Source organism: Candidatus Nitrospira neuquenensis, from assembly GCF_979578155.1.
On the sequence record NZ_CEFZDU010000011.1, the window covers coordinates 108,705 to 123,109 of the forward strand.

Below are 14,405 nucleotides of genomic sequence, written 5' to 3' on the forward strand. Positions count from 1 at the left end.
CCGTCAACTGTACTGGTCTTCCGTGTAGCACTGCTTGATCGCCCAGAACACCGCCTCCTTGAGCTTCTTGACGAGGGGATCGGGCGGGTCCTGGCGGATCTTCTGGAGCTTGCGGTCGAGCGCGAACAACGGCTCGACCGACCGCTTGTCCGGGAGCTTGCCGAGCGCCCAGGCGATCTCGGTCTGGACGCGGATGTCGATCCCCGGCGCGTCGAGCATCTCCAAGAGCGGGGGGATGATCCGGGAGTCGCCGTGCAGCGCGCCGACCTGCCCCAGCCCCTTGGCCGCCGCCGCCTGCAGCGCGGGATCCTTCGAGTTCTTCAGCATGTCGATGAGAATCGGGATGGACTCCTTGCCGAGGTTGCCCATGGACACGGCCGCCTGCTGGGCGAGGTCCTTGTCCTTGAGCGCCTCCTTCAACCGCGGCAGGGCCTCGTCCGCCAGCAGCTCGCCGAGCAGCGCGATGACCTTGAGCTTGCGGAGCTGGCTCGTGTCGGGTGAGTCGAGCAGGGTCAGCAGCAGCTCGGAGTGACCCCACTCGGCCGCGAGCAGGACGGGGAAGTCGTACTGTTCCAGCCGGTCCTTCAGCTTGGTCATGGCGTAAGCGCCGGGGTCGCCGGCCCCGGCCTTCTGCGCGGCGTCCACCGCGTCCTCGAAGTCGGTCCGGACCTCTTTCTGCCATTTGATCCGGGTCGTGCCGAGCAGGTAGGTGAGCTGACAGGCGGGGCCCTTCCAGACGCGGGAGGGCGAGTCGGGCAGGTCGGCATCGCTGCCCATGGTCGTCGTGCCCTCCCAGGTCTTGCGTTGCTCGCACTTGACCTTCAGGACGACGTCGTGGGGCTTGGCGGGGTCGGTCACGACCGCGTAGCCCAGGGCCGACAGGCGCCGCGCGGCGATCTCCACGAAGGGGCCGGCGTCCGCCGGGCCCTTGTCGGTGAGGGCGATGCCCTCGACGAGGACCGTGTGGATCTTCGCCAGCTGCTGCTTCTGCTCGGGGGTGAAGTAGTCGCGGTAGGCCCAGGCCGGGCCGGTTGCGAGGAGGAACAGGGCCACGCCCAGCAGCACTCGGTACATGGTGCACCTCCTGGAAGCGGCGCGCGCCGGCCTGACGTGAAGAGCGGGCCGGGCGCGCGGGAACAGGTCGAGATGATCGGCACGATGATCGGGATGACGCGCCACCGGTAGTATACCCCCCCGGCGGAGCCAGCGCCACCGTCGGCCGGCCGCCGCGACGGGGCGGTTCCCGGTTGACAGGACCACGCAACGGCCTGTAAAAAGAGGCGCTGATACGACCGGAGGAGCAGGTCGACCGCGTCGGGCGGCGGGTTCCCGCGGTGCCATCACGATCGCGAGGTTCAGGGGCGAGAGTGGCGGAACTGGCAGACGCGCGAGACTTAGGATCTCGTGGGCAACCATGGGGGTTCAAGTCCCCCCTCTCGCACCATCTCCCCGAAGGTCATCGTCCTGGACAGAGCCCACCTCTCACGGGAATCACGCACGCATGAAGCTGGAAGTGACGGAACTGGGGCCCGTCAAGCGCGTCCTGAAGATTGAAGTGCCGCCGGAGGAGGTGGATAAACGGTTCGCGGCGGCCTACGCCGACCTGAACCGCTCGGTGCACATCCCCGGCTTCCGGCCGGGCAAGGCGCCCCTGGCCCTGCTGGAGAAGCGCTACGCCAAGGCGGTCGAGGAAGACCTGGTCCGCCGCCTGGTGCCGGAGTACTACGACCGAGCGATCCGCCAGGCGGGGATCGACCCCGTGCTGGTCGAGGTGCCGCCGCTGGAGCGCATGAAGGTCAAGCCGCACGCCGCCTTCGCCTTCAGCGCCACGGTCGAGATCAAGCCGACGATCGCGCTCCGCGACTACCGGCCGCCGAACCCCATCTCGCTCAAGCCGGACCGGCGCACCGTCACCGACGAACAGCTCACCCAGACCCTCGATCTCCTGCGCGAGCAGCAGGCCCAGCTCCATCCGGCGCCGGAGGGGACGGCCCTGGCCGAGGGCGACTACGCCGTGCTCGACGTGGAGGGCTTTCTCGACCTTGCGCCGCTGGAAGGCGCCAAGCGCGACGGGATGCTCCACAAGGTCGGCTCGAAGGAGCCGGTGCTCGGCCTGGCGGTGGACCCGCTGCTGGTCGGCAAGAAGGGCGGCGAGTTCGTCGAGGTGTCGCAGCCCTACCCGCCGAACCACCCCGATGCGCGTCTGGCGGGCAAGACCGTCGTGTTCCGCATCAAGGTCCAGGCGGTCAAGCGCAAACAGCTCCCGCCGCTGGACGACGAGTTCGCCAAGGACTGCGGCCCCTACAGCACCCTGGCCGACCTCAAGGACAAGCTCCGCGACCAGATGGAGCGGGCGCTCAAGCGGGACATCGAGGAGGGCTACAAGGAGCAGGTCGTCAAGCGGCTCGTCGAGACCCATCACTTCGACTTGCCGGAGACGCTGGTCGAGCGTGAGGTCTCGGCGATGGTCCGCGGGCACTTGGAGGCCCGGCGACGGCAGAAGGGCGCCGCGGCCGACCTCCAGGACCCCGCCGCGCGCCAGGAGGAGATCCGGCGGCTGCGCGCGGAGCACCTGCCGGAGGCGCAGCGCCGCGTGAAGGTGGCGCTCATCCTCGAGGCGATCGCCGCGAAGGAGGGCCTGACGGTCGAGGAAGCGGACGTGCACGCCGAGATCGTCCGCATGGCCGCCGAGCTCAAGATGAAGCCGGAGGAGATCCACCGCCTCGTCACGGCGGGCGGCCAGGAATCCCTCGACGACCTCCGCTCCCGCATCCTCGCCGAAAAGGCGCTGGACTTCGTGTACCGGCACGCGGTCATCCAGGGATGAGACCGCGTCCCGCGACGAGGGCTGCAAGCCGCGACGACTAGTGGTAAGATGGCGGAGTGTCCCGCACGGATGCGTAACAAGGAAGGATAGCCCCGTATGCTGGTTCCGATCGTGATCGAGCAAACCAACCGCGGCGAGCGCGCCTACGACATCTACTCCCGCCTGCTGAAGGACCGGATCATCTTCCTGGGTGCGCCCATCGACGATATCTTCGCCAACCTCGTCATCGCGCAGCTCCTGTTCCTCGAGGCGGAGGATCCGGAGAAGGACATCAACCTCTACATCAACACCCCCGGCGGCAGCGTGACGGCCGGCCTCGGCATCTACGACACCATGCAGTACGTCAAGCCGCCCATCAACACGATCTGCCTCGGGCAGGCCGCGAGCATGGGCGCCCTGCTGCTCGCCGCGGGCACCAAGGGCAAGCGCTTCGCCCTGCCCAACGCCCGCGTCATGATCCACCAGCCGATGGGCGGGTTCCAGGGGCAGGCGACGGAGATCGACATCCACGCCCGCGAGATCCTCAAGATCCGCGAGCGGCTCAACGAGATCCTGGCCAAGCACACGGGCCAGCCCCTCGAGAAGATCGCGCAGGACACGGAGCGGGACTACTTCATGTCGGGCGAGGAGGCCAAGCGGTACGGCCTGATCGACGAGGTCATCACCCGCGCGCCCAAGACCGTCCGCGATCTCGCCCGGGGCGAGGGCAAGGACGGCGGGAAGGACGGCGGGAAGGACAAGTAGGACGCGGAGGCGCCATGCCCAAACAGGAAAAGTCGGATCGGCAGTTGCGCTGCTCCTTCTGCGGCAAGAGCCGCGAGGAGGTGCGCAAGCTGATCGCGGGCCCCACCGTCTACATCTGCGATGAGTGCGTGAACCTCTGCAACGACATCATCGCGGAGGACTGGGAAGAGGCCAAGGAGGAAATCTCCGGCAAGCTCCGCAAGCCCGCCGAGATCAAGCACCACCTCGACCAGTACGTCATCGGCCAGGAACGCGCGAAGAAGATCCTCTCCGTCGCCGTCCACAACCACTACAAGCGGATCAGCGCCAACGAGGTGGACGACGTCGAGCTCCAGAAGGGCAACATCCTGATGATCGGGCCGACGGGCACGGGCAAGACGCTGCTCGCCCAGACGCTCGCCAAGTACCTGGACGTGCCCTTTACGCTGGCCGACGCCACCACGCTCACCGAGGCGGGCTACGTCGGCGAAGACGTCGAAAACATCATCCTCAAGCTGCTCCAGGCGTCGGACTACGACGTCGAGCGCGCCGAGCGGGGCATCGTCTACATCGACGAGATCGACAAGATCAGCCGCAAGAGCGACAGCCCGTCCATCACCCGCGACGTCTCCGGCGAGGGCGTGCAGCAGGCGCTGCTCAAGCTCATCGAGGGCACGGTCGCCAACGTGCCGCCGCAGGGCGGCCGGAAGCATCCCCACCAGGAGTTCATCCAGGTGGACACGACGAACATCCTCTTCATCTGCGGGGGCGCCTTCGTCGGGCTGGACGGGATCGTCGAACAGCGGCTGAACAAGAAGGCGATGGGCTTCGGCGCGGAGATCCGCGGCCGCAACGACAACCGGCTCGGCGAGATGCTCGCCCAGGTGCAGCCGGAGGACCTGCTCAAGTACGGGCTCATCCCCGAGTTCGTCGGCCGGCTCCCGGTCGTGGCCACGCTGGAGGAGCTGGACGAGCGGGCGCTCGTGCGCATCCTCACCGAGCCGCGCAACGCGCTGACCAAGCAGTACGAGAAGCTGCTCTCCTTCGAGAAGGTCAAGCTGCGCTTCTCCGAGGGCGCGCTGGGTGCGATCGCGCACAAGGCCTTCGTCCAGAAGACGGGGGCGCGCGGCCTGCGGGCCATCCTCGAGGAGGTCATGCTCGACGTCATGTACGACGTGCCCTCGCAGAAGCAGATCAAGGAGATCGTCGTGAACGAGGAGGTCATCCTCGGCAAGTGCCAGCCCATCCGGATCTACGAGCAGGACAAGGACGTCAAGAGCGCGTAACGGCGGGAGCGCAGTGACGCGGACTCACACGGGGGCGTCCGGGAGCGGCCGGACGCCCCTTCTGTTTTTGGACGTGGGACGAGGGTAGCCATGAGCCGAGGAGTCGTGCGAGCCCTGGGCCGAGCAGCGATGGTCCTCCTGCTGGCGGCGATGCCGCTCGCCGCGGCGGAGACGGCCGAGGTCGTCGGCCGCGACGGCGCTCCCATGGTGCTCATCCCCGCCGGTCCCTTTCCGATGGGCAGCGAGGAGGTGGCGGACGAGGAGCCGATCCACGAGGTGGAGCTCGACGCGTTCTACCTCGACCGGTTCGAGGTGACGACCGCGCGCTACGCCAAGTTTCTGGAGGCGACCGGCATCAAGCCGCCGCGGCACTGGGAAGAAGCCAACCTCGTCCGCGACGGCCGGCGTCCGGTCGTCGGCGTGAGTTGGGATGCGGCCGCGGCCTATTGCCGCTGGGTCGGCAAGCGGCTTCCCACCGAGGCGGAGTGGGAGAAGGCGGCCCGCGGGACCGACGGCCGCCGGTTTCCCTGGGGCAACGAGCCCCCGACGGCCGAGCGGGGCAATTTCGGGCGACAGCCCTGGAAGGGGTACGAGACGCTCGACGAAGTCGGCAGCCACCCCCTCGGGAGGAGCCCCTACGGCGTCGAGGACATGGCGGGCAACGCCTGGGAATGGGTGGCGGACTGGTACGACGTCCGCTACTACGGGAAGAGCCCAAAGAGGAACCCCCCCGGTCCGGCCGACGGCGTCGAAAGGGTGGTCCGGGGCGGCGGCTGGAACTACGACGGAGTCTTCGCCCGCGCCGCGGACCGGAACCGCGATGCGCCGGACACGGAGATCAACACCTTCGGCTTCCGCTGCGCGACGGACGCGGCGCGCGGAAAGTGAGAGTGGTGAGAGGCTAATTCTTGGCCGACTCGGCGGCCCGGGCGGCCCAGCGCCGCACGGATTCGTTGTCGTCGCTCCGCGCCGCCTGCGCCAGGGCCGGCGCCACGGTCCGATCCCCGAGCTTGCCGAGCCGGAACGCCGCCTCGGCCCTGACCGCCGGGTCCGGGTCGGTCAACAGCCTGGCCTGGAGGGCGGGCAGGCTCGCCGGGTCGGCCAGCTCCCCGAGCGCCGCCACCGCCCCCTGCCGGACCGTCGCATCCGCATCGTGCAGCGCCGCTTCCAGCGCCGGCGCGGCGGACGTCGCTTCCAGCCAGCCCAGCGCCTGCACCGCCGCCCGGCGCGTCCCGACCTCGCCGTCCCGCACCATCTCCGCGATCAGCTCGACCATCCCCTGCGTCGCGCCGGTCTGCCCCAGCGCCGCGGCCGCGGCCGCCCGCACCGCGTCGTCCGGGTCGCGCAACGACGCCACGAGCGCCATCCCCGCCCCGTCGAGCGCCGCCTCGCCCACCATGCCGAGCGCCCAGGCGCAGTCCCGGCGCACCGGGGCGTCCGGGTCGCGCAGCCCCGCCGCGAGCGCCGGCACGGCGACGGGGTCGCCGATCTTCCCGAGGGCCTGGGCTGCGGTCCGGCGCACCTCGCCGTCCTGATCCTTCAGCAGGGCGACGAGGCGGGGCACCGCCTCTTGGGGATTCGAAGGGGGCGAGACGTTGGTGCAGGCCGCGAGGATGAGGACCAGCGCGGCGAGGCACCGACACGGCTGGAGGGAACGGTCGGCTCGTGGAGGGGAAAGCAGGGCGCTCAACTCGGCTTCGGCGGCTCTTCCTTGGGGGGCGGCGCCTGCTTGGCGGTCTCGATGGTCTGCTCGATTTCCTTCTGCGCCGCGTCGAGCTCGGCCTGGATCGTCCGCATCTGCGGGTCCACCGAGCTGCGCACGTCGGCGACCGCCTGGCGGAAGGTGCGGAGCGTGTCGCCGAGCCCTTCGCCGAGGCTCTGCATGTCCTTCGGCGTGAGGCCGCCGCCCTGGCTCTGGGCGGCCTGCTGCTTCATCGCGGCCTGCTGGGCCTGGACGCGCGCCACCGCGTCCTTGTTGACGACGGCCGACGGGCGCTTGGCCGGCCCCGTGGGCTTGGGCTGGGCGGAGGGAGGGAGCGGCGGATACTGGGCGCGGGCCAGCGGCGGGGGCTGGGCCATGCGGTCCTCCATCGTCGGCAGGTTCGGCGGCTGATACCCGGTCGGGCCGGCCGGCGCGCCGCTCGCCGCGGCGGGCGCCGCGGTCGGCTGGGCCTTCGGCTTGGGCGGTCGCGGCGGCTGGGGCCCGGCGCCGGCCGCCACCATGGCCGCGGTCGTGCCGGGCGTCGCCTCGGGGCCGGGCTGGTAGGCGGCCAGGACCGTGCGGCCGCCCTCGGCCGGCTGCGCCGCCGGCGCCTGGGACACCTGGGTGGCGGCCGGTTGCGGCTGGGGCGCCGTCTGCGCTTGCTCCATCGGGGCCTGCGCCGCGCTCGGCGCGTTCGGTGCAGCCGGATCCAGAGCCGGCGGCGGCTCGTTGACTTCCTTCTTGAAGCCCTTGAGGGCCTTGCCGAGTCCCTCGCCGATCTGGGGTAGGCGGCCAGCCCCGAAGATGATCAGGATGATCGCCAGAATGATGATGAGCTCGGAGAACCCCATCGTGCCGAACATGGGCGGGTCCTTTGCCGGGTGGTCGTGCCTAATCCGTGGGCAGACTCTATCCGTCGGCCGGGGATCGTGTCAAGCTTGGGCGACCCGTCTCGGATCACCCGATCAGCTCGACCTTCAGATGGCGATGGCCGCGCCGGATGCGATAGGCGGTGAAGTCGGGCCGATCGATCGTGAAGACCTTCGTCGTGTCGAGGGATTCGGCCGCGACGATCAAGGACGCATCGGCCAGGTCCATCGGATGATCGGCGTACTGCTCCATGAGCTCGAAGGCCCGCCGGATTCCGTCGTCGTCCAGGCACCAGACGGCCGCGCCGCCGTCCATGACGAACTCGCGAAGCCTGGCGGCGCCGATGCTGGCCGGTGTGAGGAGGTGCAAGGCTTCGGTGAGGACAGGGACTGTCGTGCAGAGGGAATCGCGGAGCGACTTCAGCAGGTCTTTGCAACGGGCATGGTGGTGGTCCCTCGGATCGAACAGGGCCACGAACGGCCCCGTGTCCATCAGGATCATCGCCCGTGCTTCCGCCTGATCGCCGCGGCCGCGCCGGCTCGAGCCCGGGACGAGGGGGCAACGGCGTAGCCGCCAGGCCCGAGATCGAGCCTGCGATAGATCTCGTAGGCCGGGCGCGCCCGTCCACGCGTTTCGTCCCACAGCGCGAACAGCCCACGCTTCAAGGCCTGGGAGACGGACAGGCCGGAGTCCTTCATGAGCCTTCTGAGAACCGCTTCCGTCTCGTCGTCCAGGCGAACCGTCCGGACAGCCATGGATGCCTCCTCCGGCAATGTCGTACATTGTGTAATACAAAATCCCGCCGCGGGTCAAGCCCATCGGCCGTGGGGCGCAAGGGGAGGCGTCAGGCGAGGATCGGCACGATCTCCGTCTGCACCGGCTGGCCGAAGACGAGGGCGTCGCGGCCGTCGAGGTAGACGTCCAATTCGCTCCGGATGCCGAACTCGCCGGGGAGATAGATCCCGGGCTCGATGGAGAAGCAGGTGCCGGCGAGGAGGCGGCGGCCGTCGCGCGTCTCCAGGTCGTCGAGGTTGGCGCCGTTGCCGTGCACCTCCTCGCCGATGGAATGGCCGGTGCGATGCACGAACCGGTCGCCGTATCCCGCCTCGCGGATCACCTGGCGGCAGACCCGGTCCACCTCCGAGCCGCAGGGCAGGTCGTCCGCGGCGGCTCGGGATCGGACGAAGGCGACGGCCGCGTCGCGCGCCGCGCGGACGACGTCGAAGACCTCCCGCTGCCGGCCCGGGACGGTCCGGCCCACGTGGCCGGTCCAGGTGATGTCGGCGTAGACGCTCCCCGGCTCCGGCCGCTTGGCCCAGAGGTCGATGAGGACGAGACAGCCGTCCCGGACCTCGGCGGACCCCTCGGCCCCCGGCCCGTAATGGGGGTCGGCGCTGTGGGCGTCCACCGCGACGATCGGCGCGCTCCCGGTCACGAGCCCGTGCGCGCGGATGCGTGCGAGGATGAACTGCTGGAGGCCGTATTCGGTGAGCGACCGGCGGGCGGCGCGCTCGGCGGCGACGTGGGCGAACGCCTCGTCCACGATGCGACGCAGCGCCTCGGCGGCGTCGCGGTGGGAGGCGAGCTGCGCTCCGCTCCAGACCGCCTCGAACCGCTGCAGGAGGTCGGCCGAGGTGACGACCTCGACGCCGAGGCTCCGGACCAGCTCGACGGTGCCGGCGTCCACGCGCGAGACGTAGGGGATCGCGTTCATCGGGGAGTACTGCATCGCCAGGCGGCGGGCCCCGGCCACGAGGTCGGCCAGCGCCGCCTGCTGCTCCGTCCAGGAGACGTAGAGGCGGAGGTCGCCGGGCAGCTCGTCGAGGACCCGGGGCTCGATCCGGTGGGCCAGCTTCGCGGGCTCGCCCCGCGCGGGAATCCAGTAGTACCAGCGGCGGGTGACGTGGCGGGTCGGGTCCAGCCCGAGAACCCGATAGGCGAGGGGGTCGCTGCCCCGAAAGTCGTAGAAGAGCCAGCCGTCGAGCCCCGGCGTCTCGCGCAGGGCGCGCTGGATGTCGGCGACTCTGGCGGTCGGGTCGGGCCGGTCGGGCATGGCGCGGGCATCGTACCGCCCGTTCCACCGGCCCGTCAATCGCCCCGCGTCCGCGTCCCGCGCCGGCCTTGTGCGGCAGGAGGCCGCCGCGTACAATGCGCCGCGTGTCGCTCGCGTCGCCCCCGAACACGCCGCTCTACCGCGTCACCCTCTTCTACGGGCCGGACCAGGCCGAGGGTCCGCCGGCCCGCCTCTGCTGCGTCTTCAACGTCAAGAAGCGGAGCTGGAAGGGCGGCATCCAGGTCGCGGTCGAGGTGGAGGAGGCCCAGCTCGACCGGCTCGGCCGCGCGATCGGCTTCGACGCCTGGCTCGACGGCATCCTGATCGGCCGTCCCGAGGCGGAGCGGGCGGACTACCGGTTCCGGGCGCGGGACCTCTTCGTCCAGGCGGTCTGCGCGCAGAAGCTGGACTTGGCGATCGCGGCCGGCCTGTCGCAGGAGAACTGCACCCTCCCCCCGGCGCGCTGGTCCGCCGAGCTGGAGGCCGCCGTCCTCGCCACGCCGGACCGGATCACCGCGCAGGTGCTGGCGGAGCTCGACTTGCCCGCGCCGTGAAGAGCGCGGCGGGGCGTCTCCTCGGCAAATAGGAGTTTTCTCCATCGGCGGGGATTTGCTATAAGGACCCATCGGCCCCGCGGGCCCGCGGGGCCCTGAGCCTCAATCAAAGGAGGGAGACCCGGTGCGAACTCGTGGGATTGCCCGGCGAACGGACAGAGACAGGGGCCCGGCGACGCCGTTCCGAAAAGCCGTGGCCGTGACGGTGATCGCGGCGGTCTGCCACCTCGGTCTGCTCCAGACCGGCTGGGCCGCGGAGGAGAGCGCGGGGAAGAAAGAGCCGTCCGGCGCCGCGGCCGAGTTCGGCCTCGGCACGGCCAGCGTCTTCGCGACGATTCCCTACGGCCTCCTCAAGGTGGTCTTCGGCCTGCTGGGCGGGATCTCCGGCGGCCTCACCTATGCCTTCAGCGCGGGCAACGAGAAGGCGGCGCGCTCGGTCTGGGACACGAGCCTGCGCGGGACCTACGTCATCACGCCGGAACACCTCACGGGCGACAAGGCCGTCCGGTTCTTCGGGGTGCCGCCGGAGGCGGCCGGCGGCGCGGAGCCGGCCGCGCCCGCGGCCGAGCCCGCGCGCTAGCGCGCCCGGAGCCCGTCATGAAGCCGATCATCGGGGTCGTGCCGGATTTCACCGAGGGGGATCGGCGGGTGCGCGGCGGCGGCGAGCCGACGTACTTTCTGCGGGCCCGCTACGTCCGGGCGATCGAGGAGTTGGGCGGGGTGCCGGTGATCCTCCCGCTCGCCGCCGAGCCGGAGCTGCGGCGCCGGCTGCTGCGCGGCCTCGACGGGTTGCTGCTCACGGGCAGCGGGCCGGACCTGCCGCCCGCCCTCTACGGCGAGCGGCGCCGCTTTCCCTTCCCGGTCATGAGCCGTGCGCGGTACGACTTCGAGCTGGACATGGCGCGGCTCGCGGCCGAGGCCGGCCTGCCCACCCTCGCCATCTGCGGCGGCATGCAGTCGCTCAACGTGGCGCTGGGCGGCACCCTGCTCCAGGACATCGCGCGCCAGCTTCCCGCGGCGCTCCCGCACCGGGCGACGGGCCCCGCCACCCGCCTCGCGCACGAGGTCCGGGTGGCGCCGGACAGCCTCCTGCGCCGGATCGTGCGCGGCGCGCGGCTGCGCGTGAACAGCTCGCATCACCAGTCGGTCCGGACCGTGGCGCCGGCGCTGGCGGCGAGCGCCGTCGCGCCCGACGGCGTGATCGAGGCGATCGAGTCGCCGCGCCATCCCTTCCTGCTGGGCGTGCAGTGGCACCCCGAGTGCCTCTACCGGCGCCACGAGGTCCAGCGGCGCCTGTTCCGGGCCTTCCTGGCGGCCGCCCGTTCCTGAACGCCGGGTGTGCGACGCCTGACGGGTGGCCCGGCCCGCCCGCCGGCGTCCCACGCGCACCCCTCACTGATCGTGGAGTCCTCGGTGGTCAAGGCCCTGTTCCGCACCAAGTCCGTCGAGCAGATCCTCGCCGACTCCAACCATCCCGAGCACCGGCTCAAGAAGACGCTGACGCTCTGGGACCTGACCGCGCTGGGGATCGGCGCGATCATCGGGACGGGCATCTTCGTGCTGATCGGGACCGCCACCGTCGGGGACGCCTACCGGCCCGGCGCGGGGCCCGGCATCGTGCTGTCCTTCGTGCTCGCCGGCGTGACCTGCGCGCTCTGCGCGCTGTGCTACGCGGAGTTCTCGGCCATGCTCCCGGTCGCGGGAAGCGCCTACACCTATTCCTACGCGACGCTGGGGGAGTTCCTCGCCTGGATCACGGGCTGGAACCTCATCCTGGAGTACGGCGTGGCCTGCGTCGTCGTGGCGATCGGCTGGTCGGACTACTTCACCCACATCCTCAAGTCGCTCGGCCTGGCGCTGCCGGCCTGGGCCGCGCACGGGCCGGGCCCCGAGGGCGGCGTCGTGAACCTGCCGGCCGCGATCATCGTCCTGCTCGTCACGGCCGTCCTGGTCCTCGGCGTCAAGGAAAGCGCGCGGACGACGGGGGTGATCGTGGTGGTCAAGGTGGCGGTCGTGCTCGTGTTCCTCGCCATGGGATTCGGGTCCGTCGAGCCGGCCAACTGGACCCCCTTCATGCCCTACGGCTTCGCGGGCGTGGGAGCCGCGGCCGCGATCGTGTTCTTCGCCTACATCGGCTTCGACGCCGTGTCCACGACGGCCGAGGAGGCCCGCAACCCCCAGCGCGACCTGCCCGTCAGCATCCTGGCGTCGCTGGGCATCTGCACCCTGCTCTACGTGGCGGTCGCGGCGGTGCTGACCGGGATCGTGCCCTTCGCGGAGATCGACGTCCACGCGCCCGTCGCCCGGGCGCTCCAGCGGCTCGGGCTCCGCTGGGGCGCCGCGCTCGTCGCCGCCGGCGCGCTGGCCGGGATCACGAGCGTGCTGTTCGTGATGATGATCGGGCAGATCCGCGTCTTCTTCGCCATGTCGCGCGACGGCCTGCTCGGGCCCTGGCTCTGCGCCGTGCATCCGCGCTTCGGCACGCCGCACCACGCGACGGTCCTGACCGGGATCGGCATCGCCGCGCTCGCGGCCTTCCTGCCCATCGGGGAGGCGGCGGACATGACCAACATCGGGACGCTCTTCGCCTTCTTCCTGGTCTGCGCCGCCGTCCTCGTCCTGCGCCGCCTCCAGCCGGACCGCCACCGGCCCTTCCGCATTCCCTTCATGCCCTGGGTGCCGCTGCTGGGCATGGCGGCCTGTCTGGGGCTCATGGCCTACCTTCCCGGGTTGACCTGGCTGCGGTTCGGCGTCTGGTCGGTCGTCGGCGGGCTCGTCTACGTCGGTTACGGGCTGCGCCACAGCCGGCTGGCGCAACCGACCGTCGGCGGCGCGGTCCCCGCGAGCGACCCCGAGCGGGTCAGTCCCGACCCCAGTAATACTTGATCGAGGCCCCCGGGTAGACGGCGTCCACGTTGTTCTGGCCGGCCAGCGTGAAGAGGACGCCGCAGGAGGCCACGATGTCCTGGGTGAACCGATACTCCGCACCCACCGCCGCGCCGTAGAGGGCGAAGGTCTTGTAGCCGGTGGTGATCGCGTGGCCGTCCAGCCGCCACGGGAGGCCCTGCTGGATCACCCAATCCAGGATCAGGCCGAAGCCCTTCGACGCCGGCACCACGTACTCCAGGCTCAACCGCATGTCCAGCAGGTCGCTGGCGTAGACCGTCTGTCCCTGCTCGGTGCCGGGGGTGTTGTAGGTGTAGAGGGCCATGCCGCTCAGCCGGAAGGGCTCCAGGTTCTTCCGGACGAGGGGACCCTCGGTGATGGAGAGCGCGCCCGCGCGGGTGGCGGGGCGGGGCGTGATGGGGACGAAGCCGCCGGGGATTTCCGGCACGCCGGCCCAGCGGCTGACGGGCAGGGAGATGCGGGTGTAGGTCCCGACGGACGGCCGCCAGCCGTCCGGGTCCTGCACGATGTGGCGGGCCTTCATGATGAGCCCGATGTCGTCGGGACCGGTGGCGCCCGCCTTGGCGCCCCCGTTGAGCTGGTCGGACCTGTAGGAGATCACGCCGCCGCTCACGCCGAGCGAGACGTGGTCGGTCAGCCCGTAGTAGAGGACGGCGCCGGGCATGGCGGCGTCCTGGGAGAAGGGGGTGCCCGATCCCGTCAGGCCGTAGGTCCCGTCGAAGCGGCGGCTGGCCACCTCACCGTAGGCGAAGGCCCAGAAGAGCCACTGGCCCTTCCGCTGGGTGTCGGCGGGGGAGATCAGCAGCGGGCCGTGGGTCTGGGGATTCCAGCTCCGCCGGAAGTTCTCGGTCTCCTCCTCGGTCGGGAACCAGTCCCAGGCGAGCGCGACGGAGGGCGCCGGTGCGCCGAGGAGCGACAGGAGGGCGACGGCGAGACCTCGGACGAGCGCCGGCCGGACGGACATGGACGAGCATCATCCCCGCAACCCCCCGTGGATTGCAAGGAGGGCGCGCGCCGGCGTCGGACGGCTCGAGGGGCCGGCGGGGGACGCTAGCTGGATTTTCCGAAGGGCGCGGGGGGCTCGGGAGCGACGGTGGCGGCGGCCTGGGCGGGAGCCGGCGCGGCGGCGCCGGCGGCGGGTTGCGCCCCCTCGCCCGGCGGCGCCGACGGGGTCGCCGCGGGTTTCGGCGGTGCGGCGGGCTTGGGGGGCGCGGGCTTCTCCGGCTTGATGCCCCCTTCCCAGTGGGGGCCGGTGAACATGTCCGGCGACAGCCCCTTGGCCTTCCACTTCTCCTCGAAGTCGGCGGCCGCGCGGTTGGGCGAGTCACCCTCCCCGACGACGGTGTTCCAGGGATAGACGCGCGGCGCGATCTGGCAGGTGGCGCCGTTGCGCCTCAGGTACAGGGCGATGGGGTTTCCCCGGTAGGGCCCGAGGAATATGTGCACATTGCCGACGTATTCCAAGAGAGTCGCCATCTGGGAG

The 14,405-nt window shown here is 70.9% G+C and carries 16 protein-coding genes and 1 tRNA gene; 9 read left to right on the forward strand and 8 right to left on the reverse strand.

Going from position 1 to position 14,405, the window contains the following annotated elements; all coding sequences use genetic code 11:
• Positions 1-3 precede the first annotated feature (3 nt).
• The gene (locus AC1U7O_RS05560) at positions 4-1,074 is read right to left on the reverse strand and encodes a HEAT repeat domain-containing protein (RefSeq protein WP_479893621.1); all 1,071 of its coding nucleotides are present in this window, start codon (positions 1,072-1,074) and stop codon (positions 4-6) included.
• Positions 1,075-1,361: 287 nt separating this feature from the next.
• Between AC1U7O_RS05560 and AC1U7O_RS05565 the strand changes: the two genes are divergently transcribed.
• The 5 genes from AC1U7O_RS05565 to AC1U7O_RS05585 all read left to right on the forward strand — a co-directional run bounded on the left by AC1U7O_RS05565 (position 1,362) and on the right by AC1U7O_RS05585 (position 5,724).
• Positions 1,362-1,444: transfer RNA gene (locus tag AC1U7O_RS05565), tRNA-Leu, on the forward strand.
• Between the two features lie 57 nt (positions 1,445-1,501).
• Positions 1,502-2,827 (forward strand): trigger factor, encoded by a 1,326-nt coding sequence (gene tig / locus AC1U7O_RS05570; protein WP_479893622.1) that lies wholly within the window; start codon positions 1,502-1,504, stop codon positions 2,825-2,827.
• Positions 2,828-2,923: 96 nt separating this feature from the next.
• Complete coding sequence (gene clpP, locus AC1U7O_RS05575) at positions 2,924-3,571, forward strand: ATP-dependent Clp endopeptidase proteolytic subunit ClpP (protein ID WP_479893624.1); 648 nt, start codon at positions 2,924-2,926, stop codon at positions 3,569-3,571.
• 14 nt (positions 3,572-3,585) lie between these two features.
• On the forward strand, positions 3,586-4,836 hold the full coding sequence (clpX, locus tag AC1U7O_RS05580) for an ATP-dependent Clp protease ATP-binding subunit ClpX (protein ID WP_479893625.1): 1,251 nt from the start codon (positions 3,586-3,588) through the stop codon (positions 4,834-4,836).
• A gap of 90 nt (positions 4,837-4,926) precedes the next feature.
• Positions 4,927-5,724, forward strand: a complete 798-nt coding sequence (locus tag AC1U7O_RS05585; protein ID WP_479893626.1) for a formylglycine-generating enzyme family protein — start codon at positions 4,927-4,929, stop codon at positions 5,722-5,724.
• A gap of 13 nt (positions 5,725-5,737) precedes the next feature.
• Here AC1U7O_RS05585 and AC1U7O_RS05590 read toward each other — a convergent pair whose 3' ends face one another.
• From AC1U7O_RS05590 to AC1U7O_RS05610, 5 genes are all read right to left on the reverse strand, one after another.
• Entirely contained in the window at positions 5,738-6,526 is a 789-nt protein-coding gene (locus AC1U7O_RS05590; RefSeq protein WP_479893627.1) for a HEAT repeat domain-containing protein, read from the reverse strand.
• Positions 6,523-7,401, reverse strand: coding sequence for a twin-arginine translocase TatA/TatE family subunit (tatA, locus tag AC1U7O_RS05595; RefSeq protein ID WP_479893629.1), 879 nt, complete (start codon positions 7,399-7,401; stop codon positions 6,523-6,525). The genes AC1U7O_RS05590 and tatA overlap by 4 nt, the downstream gene beginning before the upstream one ends.
• Before the next feature lie 94 nt (positions 7,402-7,495).
• Complete coding sequence (locus AC1U7O_RS05600) at positions 7,496-7,909, reverse strand: type II toxin-antitoxin system VapC family toxin (RefSeq protein ID WP_479893631.1); 414 nt, start codon at positions 7,907-7,909, stop codon at positions 7,496-7,498.
• On the reverse strand, positions 7,906-8,163 hold the full coding sequence (locus AC1U7O_RS05605) for a hypothetical protein (protein WP_479893633.1): 258 nt from the start codon (positions 8,161-8,163) through the stop codon (positions 7,906-7,908). Before AC1U7O_RS05605 ends, AC1U7O_RS05600 begins: the two co-directional genes overlap by 4 nt.
• Positions 8,164-8,252: 89 nt before the next feature.
• Positions 8,253-9,461, reverse strand: a complete 1,209-nt coding sequence (locus AC1U7O_RS05610; protein WP_479893635.1) for a M24 family metallopeptidase — start codon at positions 9,459-9,461, stop codon at positions 8,253-8,255.
• 95 nt (positions 9,462-9,556) lie between these two features.
• Here AC1U7O_RS05610 and AC1U7O_RS05615 point away from each other — a divergent pair, with 95 nt between their 5' ends.
• The 4 genes from AC1U7O_RS05615 (at position 9,557) to AC1U7O_RS05630 (ending at position 12,901) form a co-directional block, all read left to right on the forward strand.
• The gene (locus AC1U7O_RS05615) at positions 9,557-10,015 is read left to right on the forward strand and encodes a hypothetical protein (protein WP_479893636.1); all 459 of its coding nucleotides are present in this window, start codon (positions 9,557-9,559) and stop codon (positions 10,013-10,015) included.
• A gap of 199 nt (positions 10,016-10,214) precedes the next feature.
• Positions 10,215-10,595, forward strand: coding sequence for a hypothetical protein (locus AC1U7O_RS05620; protein WP_479893638.1), 381 nt, complete (start codon positions 10,215-10,217; stop codon positions 10,593-10,595).
• Between the two features lie 17 nt (positions 10,596-10,612).
• Positions 10,613-11,344 (forward strand): gamma-glutamyl-gamma-aminobutyrate hydrolase family protein, encoded by a 732-nt coding sequence (locus tag AC1U7O_RS05625; protein WP_479893639.1) that lies wholly within the window; start codon positions 10,613-10,615, stop codon positions 11,342-11,344.
• Between the two features lie 84 nt (positions 11,345-11,428).
• The gene (locus tag AC1U7O_RS05630; RefSeq protein WP_479893903.1) at positions 11,429-12,901 is read left to right on the forward strand and encodes an amino acid permease; all 1,473 of its coding nucleotides are present in this window, start codon (positions 11,429-11,431) and stop codon (positions 12,899-12,901) included.
• Here the strand turns inward: AC1U7O_RS05630 and AC1U7O_RS05635 are convergent.
• Together AC1U7O_RS05635 and AC1U7O_RS05640 are read right to left on the reverse strand one after the other, a co-directional pair.
• Positions 12,876-13,886 (reverse strand): hypothetical protein, encoded by a 1,011-nt coding sequence (locus AC1U7O_RS05635; RefSeq protein WP_479893641.1) that lies wholly within the window; start codon positions 13,884-13,886, stop codon positions 12,876-12,878. The genes AC1U7O_RS05630 and AC1U7O_RS05635 overlap by 26 nt on opposite strands.
• 86 nt (positions 13,887-13,972) lie before the next feature.
• Positions 13,973-14,398: a hypothetical protein gene (locus AC1U7O_RS05640; RefSeq protein WP_479893642.1), complete on the reverse strand. Its 426-nt coding sequence runs from the start codon at positions 14,396-14,398 to the stop codon at positions 13,973-13,975.
• Positions 14,399-14,405: the final 7 nt, after the last annotated feature.

Excerpts from the sequence above, each read along its gene's own strand:
- AC1U7O_RS05560 (WP_479893621.1), bottom strand. The coding sequence starts at position 1,074 with ATGTACCGAGTGCTGCTGGGCGTGGCCCTGTTCCTCCTCGCAACCGGC.
- tig (WP_479893622.1), top strand. The coding sequence starts at position 1,502 with ATGAAGCTGGAAGTGACGGAACTGGGGCCCGTCAAGCGCGTCCTGAAG.
- clpP (WP_479893624.1), top strand. The coding sequence starts at position 2,924 with ATGCTGGTTCCGATCGTGATCGAGCAAACCAACCGCGGCGAGCGCGCC.
- clpX (WP_479893625.1), top strand. The coding sequence starts at position 3,586 with ATGCCCAAACAGGAAAAGTCGGATCGGCAGTTGCGCTGCTCCTTCTGC.
- AC1U7O_RS05585 (WP_479893626.1), top strand. The coding sequence starts at position 4,927 with ATGAGCCGAGGAGTCGTGCGAGCCCTGGGCCGAGCAGCGATGGTCCTC.
- tatA (WP_479893629.1), bottom strand. The coding sequence starts at position 7,401 with ATGTTCGGCACGATGGGGTTCTCCGAGCTCATCATCATTCTGGCGATC.
- AC1U7O_RS05600 (WP_479893631.1), bottom strand. The coding sequence starts at position 7,909 with ATGATCCTGATGGACACGGGGCCGTTCGTGGCCCTGTTCGATCCGAGG.
- AC1U7O_RS05605 (WP_479893633.1), bottom strand. The coding sequence starts at position 8,163 with ATGGCTGTCCGGACGGTTCGCCTGGACGACGAGACGGAAGCGGTTCTC.
- AC1U7O_RS05610 (WP_479893635.1), bottom strand. The coding sequence starts at position 9,461 with ATGCCCGACCGGCCCGACCCGACCGCCAGAGTCGCCGACATCCAGCGC.
- AC1U7O_RS05615 (WP_479893636.1), top strand. The coding sequence starts at position 9,557 with ATGCGCCGCGTGTCGCTCGCGTCGCCCCCGAACACGCCGCTCTACCGC.
- AC1U7O_RS05625 (WP_479893639.1), top strand. The coding sequence starts at position 10,613 with ATGAAGCCGATCATCGGGGTCGTGCCGGATTTCACCGAGGGGGATCGG.
- AC1U7O_RS05635 (WP_479893641.1), bottom strand. The coding sequence starts at position 13,886 with ATGTCCGTCCGGCCGGCGCTCGTCCGAGGTCTCGCCGTCGCCCTCCTG.
- AC1U7O_RS05640 (WP_479893642.1), bottom strand. The coding sequence starts at position 14,398 with ATGGCGACTCTCTTGGAATACGTCGGCAATGTGCACATATTCCTCGGG.